Origin of the sequence: Sulfitobacter sp. SK011 (assembly GCF_003352065.1) — a bacterium.
Classification (GTDB): Bacteria; Pseudomonadota; Alphaproteobacteria; order Rhodobacterales; family Rhodobacteraceae; genus Sulfitobacter.
Genome location: NZ_CP025803.1, coordinates 3,030,516 through 3,046,849, shown reverse-complemented (window position 1 = coordinate 3,046,849; position 16,334 = coordinate 3,030,516). Strand labels below are relative to the sequence as shown.

Below are 16,334 nucleotides of genomic sequence, written 5' to 3'. Positions count from 1 at the left end.
CTACGCCCGGCGTTTTCCGGCGATCCAGACGTCATGGACCGCGCGGTCATCGCCCATCATGATCGTGGCAAACAGGCTTTCCCAGATGTCATGCGCCTGTGCGGCGCGCTGCGCAATCGCGGGGGTTGAGGCGAGGTTGAGAATGCACAGATCCGCTTCCTTGCCTGCCTCGATGGTGCCGATATGCCCCTGCTGATGCAGGCTGCGCGCAGAGCCTGCGGTGGCGAGCCAGATCAGTTGTGCGGCGTGCAGCGGGGTGCCGCGCAACTGGCCGATCTCATAGGCCGCAGCCATGGTGCGCAGCATTGAAAAAGACGAACCACCGCCGGTGTCCGTGGCCAACCCGCAGGGAATGCCGCGAGCGGTAAGACCGGCCATGTCAAAAAGACCAGAGCCGATGAAGGTGTTGGACGTGGGGCAATGGACCAAGGCGGCTCCGATCTCACCAAGGCGGTCGATCTCGCGGGGGTCAAGGTGGATGGCATGGCCGTAAAGGGCGCGTTCCCCGATCAGGCCGTGGGCCTCATAGGTATCGAGGTAATCGCGCGCAGACGGATAAAGATCGCGGACCCACGCGATTTCATCAAGCTGTTCGCTGAGATGGGTTTGCATCAGACATTCGGGAAATTCAGCCCAGAGCGCGCCAAGAGCGGCAAGCTGATCTGGCGTTGAAGTCGGAGAAAACCGTGGGGTGATGGCATAGGCGGCGCGACCATCCCCGTGCCAGCGTTCCAGCAAGGCTTTGCTGTCGTCATATGCAGATTGTGCGGTATCGCGCAGCCCATCGGGTGCATTGCGGTCCATACAGGTTTTGCCCGCGACAATCCGTTGGCCCCGTGCAGCGGCGGCGGCGAAAATCGCATCAACGCTATGCGGATGGATGGTGCAATATGACGCCACAGTGGTGGTGCCATGATCCAGCGTCAGATCCAGATAACGCGCGGCAATTTCATCGGCGTAGTCCGGATCAGACAGGCGCATTTCTTCGGGAAAAGTATAGCTGTTGAGCCAGTCAATCAGGCGCTTGCCCCAGGACGCGATGATTGCTGTCTGCGGGTAATGCACATGGGCATCGACAAAACCGGGGCAGATCAGGGTGCCGTCCCCATACGTCGTCACGTTTGCCTGCGGGTGATCTGCGCGCAGGCGATCCGCGTCAGCGACCGCCTTGATGATGCCGCCTTCGATCAGCAGGCCGCCATTGATGTCAACATGGATCACGTCACGCCACGGCTGGATCATCGGATCGCCGGTAAAGCGCAGGGTCGGGCCGCAGAGCAGAGTTTGTTCAGTCATGAGGTGACATTATTCCTGTCCGGGGCGGGCGGCAACGCCCATCCGCAATCAACCGCCATTGTGTCTCAAACACCGCATGCCTATGGTCGCGCCAAGCGCAAGGGCCGGTCGAGGAGCACGTGATGATGGATGATAGAGAAAATCTGGTACGGCCCATCGAAGAAGAGGATGAGGCAGAGGCCTATCTGCTGGATCGTAAGGCGGTCGCGGCGATTCTGGAGGCGGTTGAAGCGGGTGATCAGGCCACACTGACCGCCCTGATGGAGCCGCTGCACGCGGCGGACATTGCTGACCTTTTGGAACAGATCAGCCATGGTGACCGTGCCGATCTGATCCGGCTTTATGACCGCGAGTTTGACGGCGAAATCCTGTCAGAACTTGACGAATCCATCCGCGAAGACGTGATTTCGATGCTGGCCCCGCAGGTCCTGAGCCAGGCGGTGCGGGAGATGGACAGCGATGACGTTGTCGATCTGATCGAAGATCTGGAAGACGAACAGCAGGCCGCGATTCTGGGCGCGCTGGAAGACAGCGACCGGGCGGCAGTGCAACAATCGCTCAGCTATCCGGAATATTCCGCCGGTCGCCTGATGCAGCGCGAGGTCGTGATGGCCCCCGAGCATTGGAATGTCGGTCAGGCAATTGATCATTTGCGCAACACCAAGGAAGAGGACCTGCCAGATCAGTTCTATCACATTGTGATGGTCGATCCGCGCCTGCATCCGGTGGGCAACATCACCTTGGGCAAACTGATGCGGTCCAAACGCGCCACTTTGCTGAGCGATATCCTCGAAGAAACGTTTCAGGTGATCCCGGCGATGCGGGATGAGGGGGATGTGGCCTATGCGTTCAACCAGTATCACCTGATTTCGGCACCCGTCGTGGATGATGAGGGGCGCCTTATCGGGGTGATCACCATTGATGATGCGATGGCGGTTCTGGATGAGGAACACGAGGAAGACATCCTGCGGCTTGCCGGTGTTGGCGAAGGGTCACTGAGCGACCGGGTGATTGAAACCACCAAACAGCGCTTGCCGTGGCTGGCGGTCAACCTTGTCACAGCGATTGCGGCATCCCTTGTGATTGCCCAATTTGAAATGGCACTGGCCCAGATCGTGGCGCTGGCCGTGCTGATGCCGATTGTCGCGTCGATGGGCGGCAATGCGGGGACCCAAAGCCTGACCGTGGCGGTGCGCGCGATTGCGACCAAGGATTTGACCGGATCGAATGTCTGGCGGGTGATCCGGCGTGAATGTCTGGTTGGCTTGATAAATGGCACGGTCTTTGCCGTGGTGATGGGGATCGTGGGCTATATCTGGTTCGGTTCGCCCGCATTGGGTTACGTGATTGCCACGGCCATGGTGATCAACATGGTGGTGGCCGGATTGGCAGGCACGGGCATTCCCATTCTGCTGGAAAGGGTCGGGGTCGATCCGGCGCTTGCATCCGGGGCCTTTGTGACCACTGTGACGGATGTTGTTGGGTTCTTTGCCTTTCTTGGATTGGCGGCGGCGGTGCTGTTGTGAGCGATCTGGCGGCGATCAAGGCAGCGGCGCGCAAGGAAGCGTTTGCGCGGCGCAAGACATTGTTTGAAAATGCAAATGCCGCGCAGGCCGGATATCTGAGCGAGGTGCTGGCAGGCTATCGTGGTGTGCCGCTTTCGGGTTTCATGCCGATCCGCACGGAAATCGACCCTTTGCCTGCCATGGCAGAGGCCTGTACGCATGGACCGGTTGGCGTGCCGGTCATTATCAAATCAGGTCAGCCCCTTAAATTCTCGCGGTGGACACCTGAGACGTCGATGGTGGCGGGGGCATTTGGTGCCATGATCCCTGAGATCGAGGATTTTCTTGAGCCAGAGATTTTGATCGTGCCGCTTTTGGCGTTCAACCGTGCAGGCGGGCGTTTGGGCTATGGGGGCGGGTTTTATGACCGCACGCTTGAGATGCTGCGCGCCAAGCGGCCGACGATGGCGATTGGATTTGCCTTCGCGGGGCAGGAAACGGACGATCTGCCGCTGGAGCTGACAGACCAGCCGTTGGACCTGATCGTGACAGAAGTGGGTGTGATTGAGGTGACGGGGTAGGGCATTGGGCGGGAACGTGAACCCGGAGATTTGGATCAATGTCGGCAGTGAGCCCAATTTGCCGAATGCCGCGCTATGCACGAATGTCAGCTCTTCGCGATTCGACCAAAAATGTAAGAAAATTAACTTAGATATTGCCAAGGATTTGTGACACAGGAATATTCATTGGTGAGGTCAGGGGTTGTTATCCGCACAGTACGGGCGGGCACACGCTCTCCCTGCGCCCAATCAGAATTACAAGCTTCTCAATCGTTGGATTTCGCTGTGTGTTTCGCTTGCCATGTTGCGAAGCCATGCGACAAATCTTTGCACTTGGGGTCTCTTTGCGGCATCAGGTCGCAACTGCATCCTGTAGGGATGTGGAGCAGTAAGATGCTGAGATGCAGGGAATGGATTCACGATCGAACCGTTTTCTAAATCGCTCAGTACCAAGGACAGGCCGCACACCAAAAAACCCACGTTCTGCCGTACCGCTTCCAGTGCAAGCCTGGCGTTTGGATAATGAACGCCACGATCGGGGCCGCTCTCGCGATGACCAAATTTTTGAAACCACTCGACCCACCCAGGGTGGTTTGAGCTTTCTCGCTGGACCTTCAGATGCAAGAGAGGCATTCCCTCCATCTGGAGGACAGGGTCCCAGTCTGCAATGCGGCGCGGATTGTCGGGACCGGTTACGGGCAAAAAAATGTCAGTAAACAGTAACTCACCAGCCCCTTCTCCGTAGTCGATACGTATGTCTGGCGCGCCCAATCTGAGAGGAACGTCCCCCGCTCCGTTTATGCAGAACAGGATGTTGGGATGCGCTTCACGAAAGGCGTCAATACGTGGTGCCAGCCAAAGCTCAGCCCAATCCGGATCTGCAACAATCTGTATTTCGCTGATACGCTGGAAGTCGAGTGTATCAGTCACCCGTTCAAGCGCAGCAAAGGCCAGCTGCAAATCAGCTAGAGCGTGCTCAAGCTGTGGTGTCGGCTGCAAGCCGGATCGCCCCCTCAGCAACAGATCGGCACCGAGATAGTCTTCTAGTGTTCGAACGCGCTGCCCCACGGCGGCAGGCGTAATGCCCAGCGTGTCGGCCGCAGCTTTCAACGAGCCCTTGCGGATTGATAACTCGACGGCCTGGAGCGATTTCAGATGTGTTAGGGTCACCATTGCTAAAGTTTATCTTTATGTCGCAAAATATCAACAGGCATAAATATAGACTAACTTTATCAGACTAAAGAAAATTGAGTTTTGAGTTTCGGCGGTGATCGGGCACGGTCATGGGGCAACATCAATTCATCCAACACAGGAGATATAGAACATGGAACGCTTCATCATCGAACGCGACATTCCAGGCATCGGAGAGTTTTCCCTAACTGAGCTGTGCGGTGCTGCCCGCGCCTCAAATCAGGCACTGGCCACGATCGGCCCCAGCATTCAGTGGCAACACTCTTATGTGGCGGGCGAGAAAACGTTCTGTGTCTATCTCGCCGAGAGCGAGGAAGAGATTAACAAACATGCAGAACTGAGCGGCATTCCAGTGTCGAACATCACGAAGGTTTCTCAGATCATCGATCCATTGACGGCAAACAACTAAGCATCTGATGATTTCAGACATTCCGACGACGATTTTCGAATGGTCGTCGGATTTTTTTTGGCTTCGGTCCGACAGAGCCAAGCTGCTTTTCCAGTCACAACTCATACGTTTGTGTCACCGGCAACAAAAACCGATATTGACCGACCCCGAAAGCAGCCATTGGAGCAAGTGCAGCAAATTCACACTTTGTCCGCAAAGCAGACCGTCGAACGAAAAACACGCTTGCCGCCGCCGCGTCACAGGCTTACCCCTTGCTCCCATGAAAATATTGTTTCTTGGCGATGTGATGGGCCGCGCCGGGCGTCGCGCCATCACCGAAAATCTGCCCCGTCTGCGCAGCGAGTGGAAGCTTGATTTTGTCGTGGTCAACGGCGAAAACGCCACCGGCGGCATCGGGTTGTCGGGCGCGCATGCCAAGCTGTTGCTGGAGGCCGGGATCGATTGCCTCACGCTGGGTGATCATGCGTTCGATCAAAAAGACATGCTCAGCTTTATTGAGCAGGAACAGCGCATTATCCGGCCTCTAAATTTCTCCAAATCTGCGCCGGGCAAGGGCGCACGGCTGTTTACGGCGCAAAACGGGCGCAAGGTTCTGGTCTGTCAGGCGTTGGGTCAGGTGTTTATGAAACGCCCCTTTGACGATCCTTTTTCGGCGCTGGAGCCTGTGCTGAAGACCCATCCTCTTGGCGGGCTGGCATCGGCGATCATTGTGGACATCCATTGCGAGGCGACCTCTGAAAAGATGGCGATGGGCCATTGGTGCGACGGACGGGCGTCACTGGTGGTGGGCACCCACACCCATGTTCCCACGGCAGATGCGATGATCCTGCCCGGCGGCACTGCGTATCTCAGCGATGCGGGAATGTGCGGCGATTATCATTCGGTCATTGGCATGGACAAAGCCGAGCCGTTGCGCCGGTTTATCACAGGCATGCCAAAAGAACGGTTCACGCCCGCCAATGGTGAGGCGACGTTGTCAGGTGTCTATGTCGAAACGGATGACCGCACAGGCCGCGCCACGCGCATGCAGCCGGTGCGCACAGGTGGCACCTTGCAGTCCAGCACCCCGTGACACGCCGCGAAATCCTGTCTTACTCCGCGTTTCTGGTGCTGATGGGGGCGGGCTGGGGCATCACGCAACCTTTCACCAAGATCGCAGTGAGCACAGGCTACGGCCATTTTGGGCTGGTGTTCTGGCAGTTGATCATTGGTATGGTTTTGATGGGGGTGATCTGTGCCCTGCGCCGGGTCGCTTTGCCGCTGAACATGCGTGCGCTGCGGCTTTATCTGATCCTCGCAATGATTGGCACGGTGATGCCCAATTCCATATCCTATCAGGCGGCGGTGTTCTTGCCCGCAGGCATCATGTCGTTGCTGATCAGCACCGTGCCGATGTTCGCCTTTGTCATTGCTCTGATGCTTGGGAATGACCGATTTCGCTGGCGGCGGCTTGTCGGGCTGCTTTTTGGGTTGATCGGAGTGTTGATCATCGTCGCCCCGGCGGTCGATCTGGGGTTGAACATTCCGGTCGGATGGGCCGCGATCTATCTGGTTACGGCGTTATTTTACGCCTTTGAAGGCAATTATGTGAACAAATGGGGGACGGAAGGGCTGGACCCGTTTCAGGTGATGTTTGGCGCGTCATTGGTGGGTGTGATCGTTATGATCCCGCTGACGTTCGCCACCGGTCAATATATCGCGCCGGTCTGGCCGCCAGCGGTCCCGCAGCAGGCGCTGATTGCGGGGTCGGTGATCCATGTGCTGGTTTATGCGTCCTACGTGTGGCTGGTGGGCCGGGCAGGGGCCGTGTTTGCGGTGCAGGTCAGTTATATGGTCACGGGCTTTGGCCTGATCTGGGCGAACCTGATACTGGGCGAAACCTATGCGCCGACTATTTGGCTTGCATTGGCCGCGATGTTCATGGGTATGTATCTGGTGCAACCGCAGCGCCGCAAGGCGCTTTCGGTACAGCAGAAACCAAACGAGGGTTGAACGTTATGGCTGGTTTTTTTGAGCTTTCGCAAGAAACTCAGGCGCTCATGACCCTCGGCGTCGTCATTGTCATGTTCACACTCTTTATCCGCGAGATTTATCCGCCCGAGGTCACGGCCATTGGTGGTGCTGCGGCGATGCTGGCGCTGGGGCTTTTGCCCTATGATGATGCGGTTCATGTGCTGTCAAATTCGGCACCGTGGACAATTGCCGCGATGTTCATCGTCATGGGGGCGCTGGTGCGCACCGGCGCTTTGGCGTGGTTCACCCGACTGGCCGAGGCAAAGGCCGACACAAGTCCGGTGATGGCCATCGGCTCCTTGATGGTTTTCGTGGTGCTGGCGTCGGCCTTTGTCAACAATACGCCTGTGGTTCTGGTGATGATCCCGGTGTTTGTGCAATTGTCCAAGAAACTGGGTATTTCCGCCAGCAAGATGCTGATCCCATTGTCTTATATGGCCATCCTTGGGGGCACCCTGACCCTGATCGGCACCTCGACCAACCTGCTGGTTGATGGCGTGGCGCGGGCCAGCGGGATGGAGCCGTTTGCGATCTTTGAGGTCACGCCGCTGGCGATCCCTCTGGTGATCTGGGGCGGCTTCTATTTGCGGTTTGTGGCTCCTCGGTTGCTGCCTGACCGGCCCACCATGGCCAGCATGCTTGGCGATAAAACCAAAAAGAAATTCTTTACCGAAGTTGCGGTGCCAGAAGAAAGCGCATTGATTGGTCAAAAGGTCACGGACGTCGGGCTTTTCGGGGGTGACGGTGTGCGGCTCATTGACGTGCTGCGCGGCGACTTGTCGCTGCGCCGTGATCTTGCCTCCGTTGTACTTGAAGCCGGTGACCGCATAGTTTTGCGCACTCAGATTCAGGAATTGCTGGGCATGCAGGCCAGCTCGGATGTGCGGGTTGTCGACAAGCTAAGCTCGCGCGAGACGACAACGGTCGAAGTGCTGATCACGCCGGGTGCGACATTGGTGGGCCGTTCGCTTGGGGCGCTGCGTCTGCGCCGGCGCTATGGTGTTTATCCACTGGCCGTGCATCGGCGCAACGAAAACATTGGTCGCAAACTTGACGACGTGATTGTGCGGGTCGGCGATACACTCCTGCTCGAGGGGAATGCGCAAGATATCAACAGACTGGCCGTTGATGCAGGCCTTGTGGATGTGAACCAGCCCACCGAACGGCCGTATCGTCAACGCCATGCCCCGCTGGCATTGGCGGCTTTGGCGGGCATCGTCATCCTTGCGGCGTTTGGGGTGGCCCCGATCCTGTTGCTTGCTGTGCTTGCGATGGCTGTGCTGTTCCTGACCCGCTGCATTGACCCGGACGAGGCGTTTTCGGTGATCGACGGGCGGTTGCTTGCGCTGATTTTTGCGATGCTTGCGGTCGCGACGGCGCTGGAAACCTCCGGGGCGATTGAGTTGATCGTCGAGATTATTGCACCACCCATTGCCGTTTTGCCTCCCTTCCTTATCGTCTGGGCGATCTATCTGCTGACGTCGGTGCTGTCAGAGTTGATCAATCACGCGGTTGCGGTGGTGCTGACGCCGGTGGCAATTGGTCTGGCGGTGAACATGGGTATTGATCCGCGACCATTGGTGATTGCGGTGATGATTGCAGCCAGCGCGACCTTTGCCACGCCGATTAGCTATCAGACAAACATGATGGTCTACGGGCCGGGTGGGTATAAGTTCACGGACTTCTTGAAGGTTGGGATTCCGTTGAATCTGTCGGTCGGGCTGCTGGCCTCTGCGTTGATCCCGCTGATGTGGCCGTTGTAAAACACTCTACGTGGCATTGGGTGCTGGTCGCCGATCAGTGCAGCCCCTTGGGCAACACCCGCCCGATCATCCCCACCAGAAACGCGGTGCTGATCCCAAAGGTCAGCATGCCGCACACAGAGGCAAATGCCCCAAAGGTACGCATGGTATCATCCAGAATGATGTCGCCATATCCCAGTGTGGTATAGGTGCTGAGGGAAAAATAGACAGCGGTATCAACGCCGTCGATTGCCCCGTACCACAAAAACGCGCCAGCCCAGATCCAGACCTGCAAGGTGTGGCCAAAGACAGTGAGCCCAAAAGCGAGGCTGATCAGCAGACCGGCACGATGCGCGCGAAATTGATCTTTGGTGGCTTGAGCCACCCGTGTCAGCCACGGCAGGCTGAAGATGATCAGGGCCAGATGTACCCCTGCCGAGATGCTCAGAAACAGCGTGCCGCGTGCGATCTGTGTCCACAATTCCATCAGAGTGGCCAAAAGACGAGGATTGCAGGGATCGACACGGCCACCACGATGATCTCAAGCGGCAGGCCCATCCGCCAGTAATCGCCAAAGGAATAGCCGCCGGGGCCAAGGATCAGCGTGTTGTTCTTGTGTCCGATGGGGGTCAGAAAGGCGCTGGACGCCGCGACTGCCACCGCCATCAGAAACGGATCGGGTGAGACACTCAGGGTTTGCGCCATCTGAATGCCCACAGGGGCCGCCACGATGGTCGTTGCGGTGTTGTTGAGCACGTCTGACAACGTCATCGTCACGACCATCAGTACGGTCAGCACGATCCACGGGGCCATCCCTTCGGTCAAGCCGATAAGCGCGCCCGCGATCAGTTCTGTACCGCCTGAGGTCTCAAGGGCTGCCCCCAGAGGGATCATCGACCCAAGCAAGACAATGACGGGCCATTCGATATGGGTGTAAAGCTCGGAAAGCGGTATGATTTTGGCCAGCACATAGGCAATCACCACCAACCCAAGTGCCACGGGCAGATAGATCAGGCCAAAGGACGCCGCCGCCACCGCCGCCCCAAAAAGCCCGATGGCAAGCCAGACCTTGGAGTTTTCAGTCACCGCCAGACCGCGATCCGCCAAGGGCAAGACACCGAGCCAATCGGTCACATGCCCGGCCATGTCACGCGGGACCAGCAGCAACAGGATGTCACCGGCCCTGAGTTCCGTATTGCGCAGATGTGAGGTGATCTTGCGGCCCCGTCGTGAAATCCCCAACAAGATCGTGCGCTGCCGCCAAAGCATGCCCACGGCCTGCGCCGTGCGCCCGCTCAGGCGTGAGGATTCAGGGACAACAACCTCAATGATTTCAACGCCTTCTCCGCCCGCCTTAAGGTGTTCTTCGCGGTTGCTGTCGGCCAGCGCCAGATCAAGGGTGCTGCGAAATTCGTCAAGCGCATCTGGTGTGGCTTCAAGCACCAGCGCATCGTCCGCTTTCAAAGCGACATTGCGCGCCTGACCATAGCGGCGCTTGCCGTCACGCATCAGACCCAGAATGGCGACATCAGATTTATCTGCGACATCCTGTAGTTCGCTGATGCGTTTGCCGATTTGTTTGCTGCCCTTGGGGACCGTCAATTCGGCGATGTACTGTGATATGTCCTCAAGATCGAGGGCCGCATCCTCGCGTGCTGGGATCAAACGCCAGCCGATCAGGGCGACAAAAATGAGACCTGCGATGGCCGCCAACCCGCCGACAGGGGCGAAATCAAACATCCTGAACGGCTCTCCCAGTGATTCCTGACGGATCGCGGCGATGATAATATTAGGTGGGGTGCCGATGAGGGTGACCATGCCGCCAAGAATGGTGGCGAAACTGAGCGGCATCAGGCTGAGCCCCGGCTGACGCCCTGCTTTGCGGGCCGTCTGCATGTCGACAGGCATCAACAGCGCCAATGCGGCGACATTGTTCATGAACGCGGACAGGATACCGCCCACCGCGCCCATCAACGTGATATGCGCGCCCAGACTGCGCGAGGCATCGACCAGCGTGCGGGTGATCAAGAGCACAGCGCCGGATCGGACCAGGCCAGCGGAAACGACCAACACCAAAGCAACCACCAGCGTTGCAGGATGGCCAAAGCCGTCAAAGGCGTTCTTGGTTGGCACCACGCCCAGCACCACGCCCATCATCAGCGCGGAAAAGGCCACGATATCATACCTGAAACGGCCCCAGAGCAGCAGGCCAAAGACCGCGCCGAACAAGGAAAAGAGAATGATCTGATCTGTTGTCATTCCCGATTTATGGCCGAGCGTGCTGCGTTTGGCCAGCCGATAGAAGGCGACCTATACGAAGGGCGCAGTTTCCTCGGGGACAGTTGCCGCAACGGCCAGCGCCTCGGACAGCGACAGCGTTTTGTCGAACAGCGTGCGGCTGACAATGGTGCCTGCAACATGGGGCACATATTTCAAGCGGCTGATGTCGTCCAATCCGCGCACGGTGCCGCGGGCAATGACCGGTGCGTTTGTTTCTGCGGCCAATTTCGTGATGAGTGACAGCGACGCATCGGCGTCCTCAATTGCAGAGTCGATGTCAGTGACGATGACAGCGGCCAGCGGGTCATTGCTAAAGTTGCGGATGAAGGGTTCGGGATCGAACGCAGACTGGGTGCGCCATCCGCCTGCCATGACCTTACCTTGAAAGACATCGACGGCCAGAACGATGCGGTCAGGCCAGGTAAGCGCTGCTTCCTTGACAAGGTCAGGTTTGTGCACGGCGGCTGAACTGAGCACAATGCGCGCGGCCCCAGCGTCGATCCAGCGCCGAATCCCGTCCATGGTTTGTATCCCACCGCCAAACTGAACTGGCATCTCTGCCTGCCGTATGATGCTGGTGACCAGATCGCGGTTGTCGTCAGGTTTGCCCTGAACCGCGTCAAAGTCGGTGATATGTAGCATTTGCGCACCGGCCTGCGCCCAGCCACGCGCGGTATTCACCGGATCGACATGCCAAATCTGCGGCTCGTCCAGTCGTCCACGATACAGGCTGACACAACGGCCTTTCTGAAGTTCGATGGCGGGAATGATGATCATGACGGGGCTCCTTTGCTGACGCAAGGTCAACCTATCATGGATTGGCCCAGATTAGGATACGCTGAAAGCGGCATTTTAGGGGCTGGAGGGGTCATCCGGTGTCACGCTGCGGATTGCACATGACTGTGCGGCTGGCCTATAGAGTGCCAACTAGAATTTTCAGACATGAGGTTTGTCATGGCCGGCCACTCAAAATGGGCAAATATCCAACACCGCAAGGGGCGCGCTGATGCGCAACGCTCCAAGCTGTTTTCCAAGCTTTCCAAGGAAATCACAGTGGCGGCACGCATGGGCGAACCGGACCCCGACAAAAACCCCCGCCTGCGTCTGGCGGTGAAAGAAGCGAAATCGCAATCCGTGCCCAAGGACGTGATTGACCGGGCCATCAAAAAATCAACCGCTGGCGAAGGCGACGATTACGAAGAAATCCGCTATGAGGGCTATGGCCCCAATGGCGTGGCGGTGATTGTTGAGGCGATGACCGACAACCGCAACCGCACAGCGTCGACGGTGCGATCCACGTTTACCAAGAACGGTGGCAATCTGGGCGAAACGGGCAGCGTCGGGTTCATGTTCGACCGTAAGGGCGAGGTGACCTATCCCGCAGATGTTGGTGATGCGGACACCGTCATGATGGCTGCAATCGAAGCGGGGGCAGAGGATGTGGAAAGCACCGAAGAGGGCCATACCGTATGGTGTGCCGACACCGATCTGAACGAGGTTGCCACAGCCTTGGAAGCGGAATTGGGCGAAAGTGAATCGACCAAGCTGACATGGCGGCCAACCACCACCACTGAAATGGATCTCGAAAGCATGCAAAAGCTGATGAAGCTGGTGGATGCGCTGGAAGATGACGATGATGTGCAGCGCGTCACCACCAACTTTGAAGCCTCTGACGAGGTGATGGAGCAGCTTTAGGGCGTTGGCAGGGCGGTGCGATCAGGTCATCCCTGCGTGGCGACGTTGACTATGGACGCCCCTCCGGCACAGATTCTTTTATAGACGCCCCTGCGGGGCGATATCCCAGAACACCCCTGTCATGATCTGAAGGCCTTCGCGCGCAATGGTGCCCAGTATGTGTTCATCAGGGCCATGTTGGCAGCAGCCACGATAGGAATGCGGTATCCAGACCGTCGGCAGCCCCAGAATATCTGTGAAACAATCGTTCGGCAGCGATCCGGCGAGGTTGGGCAACACGTGCGGTGCTTTGCCCGTTGTGCGAATGACCGACTGTTCGACACGTTGCACCCAAGGGTGATCCCGCGGCTGCCGGGTTGCTTTTGAGATGTTGGCGGCGTCGGGAATGATCTCAACTTGGGTGAACCCATGGCGGTCCAGATGGCGGCGCAGGGCGGGGAGAATGTCGTCAGGCTCAGTGCCGACCACGAACCGCAACTGGCAGGTGGCGCTGGCGTGACCCGAAATCGCGTTTACCGGGGCCTCCGGGACACCGCTTTTCATCGCGAGAATGGCAAAGGAATTCCAGCCAAAAGCGCGTTCGGCGTGCGTCAGTGTTTCTTCGCCCCAGTCCGCATCAATATTAGGGCCATCTTCGCCTGCGATAGGCAGATCGCGGAGGGCGGCGCGCACGTCGTCGTTCAGGCTGGTGGGGCGCCATTCGGGCACGGCAATCTGGCCGCGCACGTCGGTGATTGAGGCAAGCGCATGTGACAGGATCATCGCGGGATCGGCCAGCAGCCCCCCCCAATTGCCCGAATGATGCGCGCCGTTGCGCAGGTTCACCATAAGGGTAAAATTCAGCGCGCCTCGTGCGCCCAGAAAGATCGTTGGTGTATTTGGTTGCAGGCGTGGCCCGTCAGAGGCGATCAACACATCGGCTTTCAGGTCCTCGCGGTGCGCCTTGAAAAACCCAGCCAGCCCGGCGGAGCCGGTTTCCTCGGCCATCTCAAAGACCCAGGTGGCATTGAACCCAAGGGCACCGCGCGCTGCGATGACGGCCTCGGCAGCAGCGATGTTGATCAGATGCTGGCCTTTGTTGTCCGCCGTGCCACGCCCATATAGTCGGTCGCCCCTGCGGGTCAGGGCAAAGGGCGACAGGCCCTTTTGCCACTGCGCGTCCTGACCATGCACAACATCGCCGTGGCCATAATGCAGAACCGTCGGCAGGCCCGCATCTTCAACCCGCCGTGCAATCAGGAACGGGCCGCCAGCAGGGGTTTCGTACATCTCGCAGCTAAAGCCTGCAGCCGCCAATCGCGGCACCAACGCCTCGTTTAGGTAGTGGGGCAGGGCATCGGCGCTGGCCGGGTTCTGGCTTTCGCTGCGGATGCTGACAAGGGCGGCAAGGTCAGCCTCGAAACGGCCGTCATCAAAATATGCGGCCGCGTTCGCAAGCGCTTTTGCCCGGTCATTGTTTTGAGATTTCATTCCGCGCATCCCCGCCCATTTGCAAGACAAGTTTGCGCGCGGAAGGATGGAAACACAACAAATCAGCCGGCAATAAAAAACGCCCCGGAAAGGGACGTTATGGTTGTGTGTCTATTCTGGCAGGTCTCAGCCAAAGATACGTGACATTCCGAACCAGCCAGCGGTCGGTTTGCGGCATGGCTCTGTGTCTGGGGTGCGGTGTTGTGAAACATGCGCCAGAACCCTTTTGACTTCATTCAGCCGACGGCGCGCAGCATTGCCACCAGCACTGGCCTGAACGTTCAGGATCTTTGATTGCGTGTGAAGTGCGGCCTCGATTACGGCAAGCTCTTCCTGGCTGATTTCCAGCTTCTTGTATTTGTCGAACATGACATTTTCCTTTTTCTATGACCTTGCACATAGGCACTGCAATAGAGGTACGCTAGGGGGCGTCATTCGGATCACTCAAACGTGTCTGTTTTGTTACATTCTCGATCTGAAGCGGGGCCTTGCAATGCAGTCGCAAGGTCGGCAAAACGGTTCAAATATATCGAAATAATTGGATATATCTTCATTTGAACAATCAGCGCGCAGCCGTTGCGCCGTTTGACCTGAATTAAAGGACGACCGCGTCGGTGATGACCTCGTTTTTACCCGGTTTTGCGCTGAGCCTGACCCTCATCCTGGCGATCGGTGCACAGAATGCCTTTGTGTTGCGTCAGGGTTTGCGCCGCGAGTTTGTCTTTTGGGTCTGTTTGACCTGTGCGGTGTCAGATGCGCTTTTGATTGCTGCCGGTGTGGCCGGATTTGGGGCGCTGGCAGAGGCGCTGCCGTGGTTCGAAACCGCAATGCGCTATGGCGGCGCGGCGTTTTTGATCTGGTATGGCGTGCAGAATGCGCAGGCGGCATGGCGCGGCGGCGTTGCTTTGCAGGCTGAAGGGCAGGGCATTCATAGCCTGCGCAGGGCCATCCTGACACTGCTCGCGCTGACCTGGCTCAATCCGCATGTCTATCTCGATACCGTGGTGTTGCTTGGTTCCATCTCGGCGCAATATCCCGACCGTCTGTGGTTTGGCATCGGCGCTGTCACGGCAAGCTTTGTGTTCTTTTTCGCGCTGGGGTACGGGGCGCGTCTGCTCAGCCCGCTCTTTGCCAAGCCGCGCAGCTGGCAGGTGCTGGACGCGATTATCGCGCTGACCATGTGGGCGATTGCCGCGAAACTTCTTTTCATGTGACCTTGCCCTTGCACGCGGGTTGCGAAACAAGTCTGCCATGGCAACTGCACTGCCCCAACGCCCGGTGACGGGCATCTTCTGGATGCTGGTGACGGGACTGTGTTTCATCATGGTCACGGCGCTGGTCAAATATATGGGTCCGCGCCTGCCCGCGGCCGAAGCAGCGTTTCTGCGCTATGCCATGGGCCTTGTGTTCTTGCTGCCTGCCATCAACGCCCTAAGGTCCGCGCATCTGACACGGCGTCACTGGAGCCTTTTCGGCCTGCGCGGGATTTTCCATTCGATGGGGGTCATGTTGTGGTTTTTTGCGATGACCCGCATTCCCATCGCCGAAGTGACGGCAATGAATTATCTCGCGCCGATTTATGTGACCATAGGTGCCGCCGTTTTCCTGGGTGAACGGTTGGCCGCGCGGCGGATTGTGGCGGTCTGTCTGGGCCTGCTGGGGGCCGCGATCATCCTGCGGCCCGGATTTCGTGAGGTCAGCATGGGCCATCTGGCGATGCTCTTCGCGGCGGTGGTTTTTGCCGGGTCGTATCTGCTGGCCAAGATCCTCGCCGACGAGGTCAAGCCGGCTGTGGTGGTGGCGATGCTGTCGATCTTTGTCACCATCGGATTGGCCCCCTTCGCGCTGTCTGTCTGGATCATGCCCACCTGGCACGAGATCACCATCCTTGCCGGTGTCGCATTTTTTGCAACGGCGGGCCATTACACCATGACCCTTGCCTTTGCTGCGGCTCCGGTGACCGTGACGCAACCTGTGACGTTTCTTCAGTTGATCTGGGCCACGGCCCTTGGGGCCATCACGTTTGACGAAGCGATTGATATCTGGGTGGTCATCGGCGGCTTTGTGATCCTTGGGTCGGTCACATTTATTACCTGGCGTGAGGCGATGCTGAAGCGCCAGATCACACCGTTGAGCCATGCGACGAAAGTCTGACATCTTTCTTGATTGACTG

The 16,334-nt window shown here is 58.1% G+C and carries 16 protein-coding genes; 9 read left to right on the top strand and 7 right to left on the bottom strand.

Annotation, left to right across the window (positions count from 1 at the left end; genetic code table 11):
• On the bottom strand, positions 1-1,296 hold the full coding sequence (gene guaD / locus C1J02_RS15015) for a guanine deaminase (RefSeq protein WP_114879301.1): 1,296 nt from the start codon (positions 1,294-1,296) through the stop codon (positions 1-3).
• Positions 1,297-1,421: 125 nt separating this feature from the next.
• Between guaD and mgtE the strand changes: the two genes are divergently transcribed.
• Together mgtE and C1J02_RS15005 are read left to right on the top strand one after the other, a co-directional pair.
• On the top strand, positions 1,422-2,822 hold the full coding sequence (mgtE, locus tag C1J02_RS15010; protein WP_114880630.1) for a magnesium transporter: 1,401 nt from the start codon (positions 1,422-1,424) through the stop codon (positions 2,820-2,822).
• Positions 2,819-3,382, top strand: a complete 564-nt coding sequence (locus tag C1J02_RS15005; RefSeq protein ID WP_114879300.1) for a 5-formyltetrahydrofolate cyclo-ligase — start codon at positions 2,819-2,821, stop codon at positions 3,380-3,382. The genes mgtE and C1J02_RS15005 overlap by 4 nt, the downstream gene beginning before the upstream one ends.
• A 234-nt stretch (positions 3,383-3,616) precedes the next feature.
• Here the strand turns inward: C1J02_RS15005 and C1J02_RS15000 are convergent, their stop codons facing one another.
• On the bottom strand, positions 3,617-4,534 hold the full coding sequence (locus C1J02_RS15000; protein WP_114879299.1) for a LysR family transcriptional regulator: 918 nt from the start codon (positions 4,532-4,534) through the stop codon (positions 3,617-3,619).
• 151 nt (positions 4,535-4,685) lie between these two features.
• On the opposite strand from C1J02_RS15000, the gene C1J02_RS14995 reads away from it, so the two are divergent.
• From C1J02_RS14995 to C1J02_RS14980, 4 genes are all read left to right on the top strand, one after another.
• A complete protein-coding gene (locus C1J02_RS14995) occupies positions 4,686-4,961 on the top strand; it encodes a DUF4242 domain-containing protein (protein WP_205389819.1) in 276 nt (91 codons plus the stop codon).
• Between the two features lie 259 nt (positions 4,962-5,220).
• On the top strand, positions 5,221-6,033 hold the full coding sequence (locus C1J02_RS14990) for a TIGR00282 family metallophosphoesterase (protein WP_114879298.1): 813 nt from the start codon (positions 5,221-5,223) through the stop codon (positions 6,031-6,033).
• Positions 6,030-6,953, top strand: coding sequence for a DMT family transporter (locus C1J02_RS14985; protein ID WP_114879297.1), 924 nt, complete (start codon positions 6,030-6,032; stop codon positions 6,951-6,953). The genes C1J02_RS14990 and C1J02_RS14985 overlap by 4 nt, the downstream gene beginning before the upstream one ends.
• 5 nt (positions 6,954-6,958) lie before the next feature.
• Positions 6,959-8,737, top strand: coding sequence for an SLC13 family permease (locus tag C1J02_RS14980; RefSeq protein ID WP_114879296.1), 1,779 nt, complete (start codon positions 6,959-6,961; stop codon positions 8,735-8,737).
• A 34-nt stretch (positions 8,738-8,771) separates the two neighbouring features.
• Here the strand turns inward: C1J02_RS14980 and C1J02_RS14975 are convergent, their stop codons facing one another.
• The 3 genes from C1J02_RS14975 to C1J02_RS14965 are packed head-to-tail and all read right to left on the bottom strand — an operon-like array spanning position 8,772 to position 11,773.
• Positions 8,772-9,203, bottom strand: coding sequence for an ion channel (locus tag C1J02_RS14975; RefSeq protein WP_114879295.1), 432 nt, complete (start codon positions 9,201-9,203; stop codon positions 8,772-8,774).
• Positions 9,203-10,975 carry an SLC13 family permease gene (locus C1J02_RS14970; RefSeq protein ID WP_114879294.1) on the bottom strand — a complete coding sequence of 591 codons (1,773 nt, stop codon included), beginning with the start codon at positions 10,973-10,975 and terminating at the stop codon, positions 9,203-9,205. Before C1J02_RS14970 ends, C1J02_RS14975 begins: the two co-directional genes overlap by 1 nt.
• 51 nt (positions 10,976-11,026) lie before the next feature.
• On the bottom strand, positions 11,027-11,773 hold the full coding sequence (locus C1J02_RS14965; RefSeq protein WP_114879293.1) for a HisA/HisF-related TIM barrel protein: 747 nt from the start codon (positions 11,771-11,773) through the stop codon (positions 11,027-11,029).
• Positions 11,774-11,950: 177 nt separating this feature from the next.
• On the opposite strand from C1J02_RS14965, the gene C1J02_RS14960 reads away from it, so the two are divergent.
• Entirely contained in the window at positions 11,951-12,691 is a 741-nt protein-coding gene (locus C1J02_RS14960) for a YebC/PmpR family DNA-binding transcriptional regulator (protein ID WP_114880629.1), read from the top strand.
• 78 nt (positions 12,692-12,769) lie between these two features.
• On the opposite strand, the gene C1J02_RS14955 is transcribed toward C1J02_RS14960, so the two are convergent.
• Positions 12,770-14,161, bottom strand: coding sequence for a M20 family metallopeptidase (locus C1J02_RS14955; protein WP_114879292.1), 1,392 nt, complete (start codon positions 14,159-14,161; stop codon positions 12,770-12,772).
• Positions 14,162-14,287: 126 nt separating this feature from the next.
• Entirely contained in the window at positions 14,288-14,530 is a 243-nt protein-coding gene (locus C1J02_RS14950) for a hypothetical protein (protein ID WP_114879291.1), read from the bottom strand.
• Positions 14,531-14,778: 248 nt separating this feature from the next.
• Here C1J02_RS14950 and C1J02_RS14945 point away from each other — a divergent pair, with 248 nt between their 5' ends.
• Both C1J02_RS14945 and C1J02_RS14940 read left to right on the top strand, forming a co-directional pair.
• Positions 14,779-15,375, top strand: coding sequence for a LysE/ArgO family amino acid transporter (locus C1J02_RS14945; RefSeq protein WP_114879290.1), 597 nt, complete (start codon positions 14,779-14,781; stop codon positions 15,373-15,375).
• A gap of 37 nt (positions 15,376-15,412) precedes the next feature.
• Entirely contained in the window at positions 15,413-16,315 is a 903-nt protein-coding gene (locus tag C1J02_RS14940; RefSeq protein ID WP_114879289.1) for a DMT family transporter, read from the top strand.
• The last annotated feature ends 19 nt before the right edge of the window (positions 16,316-16,334 follow it).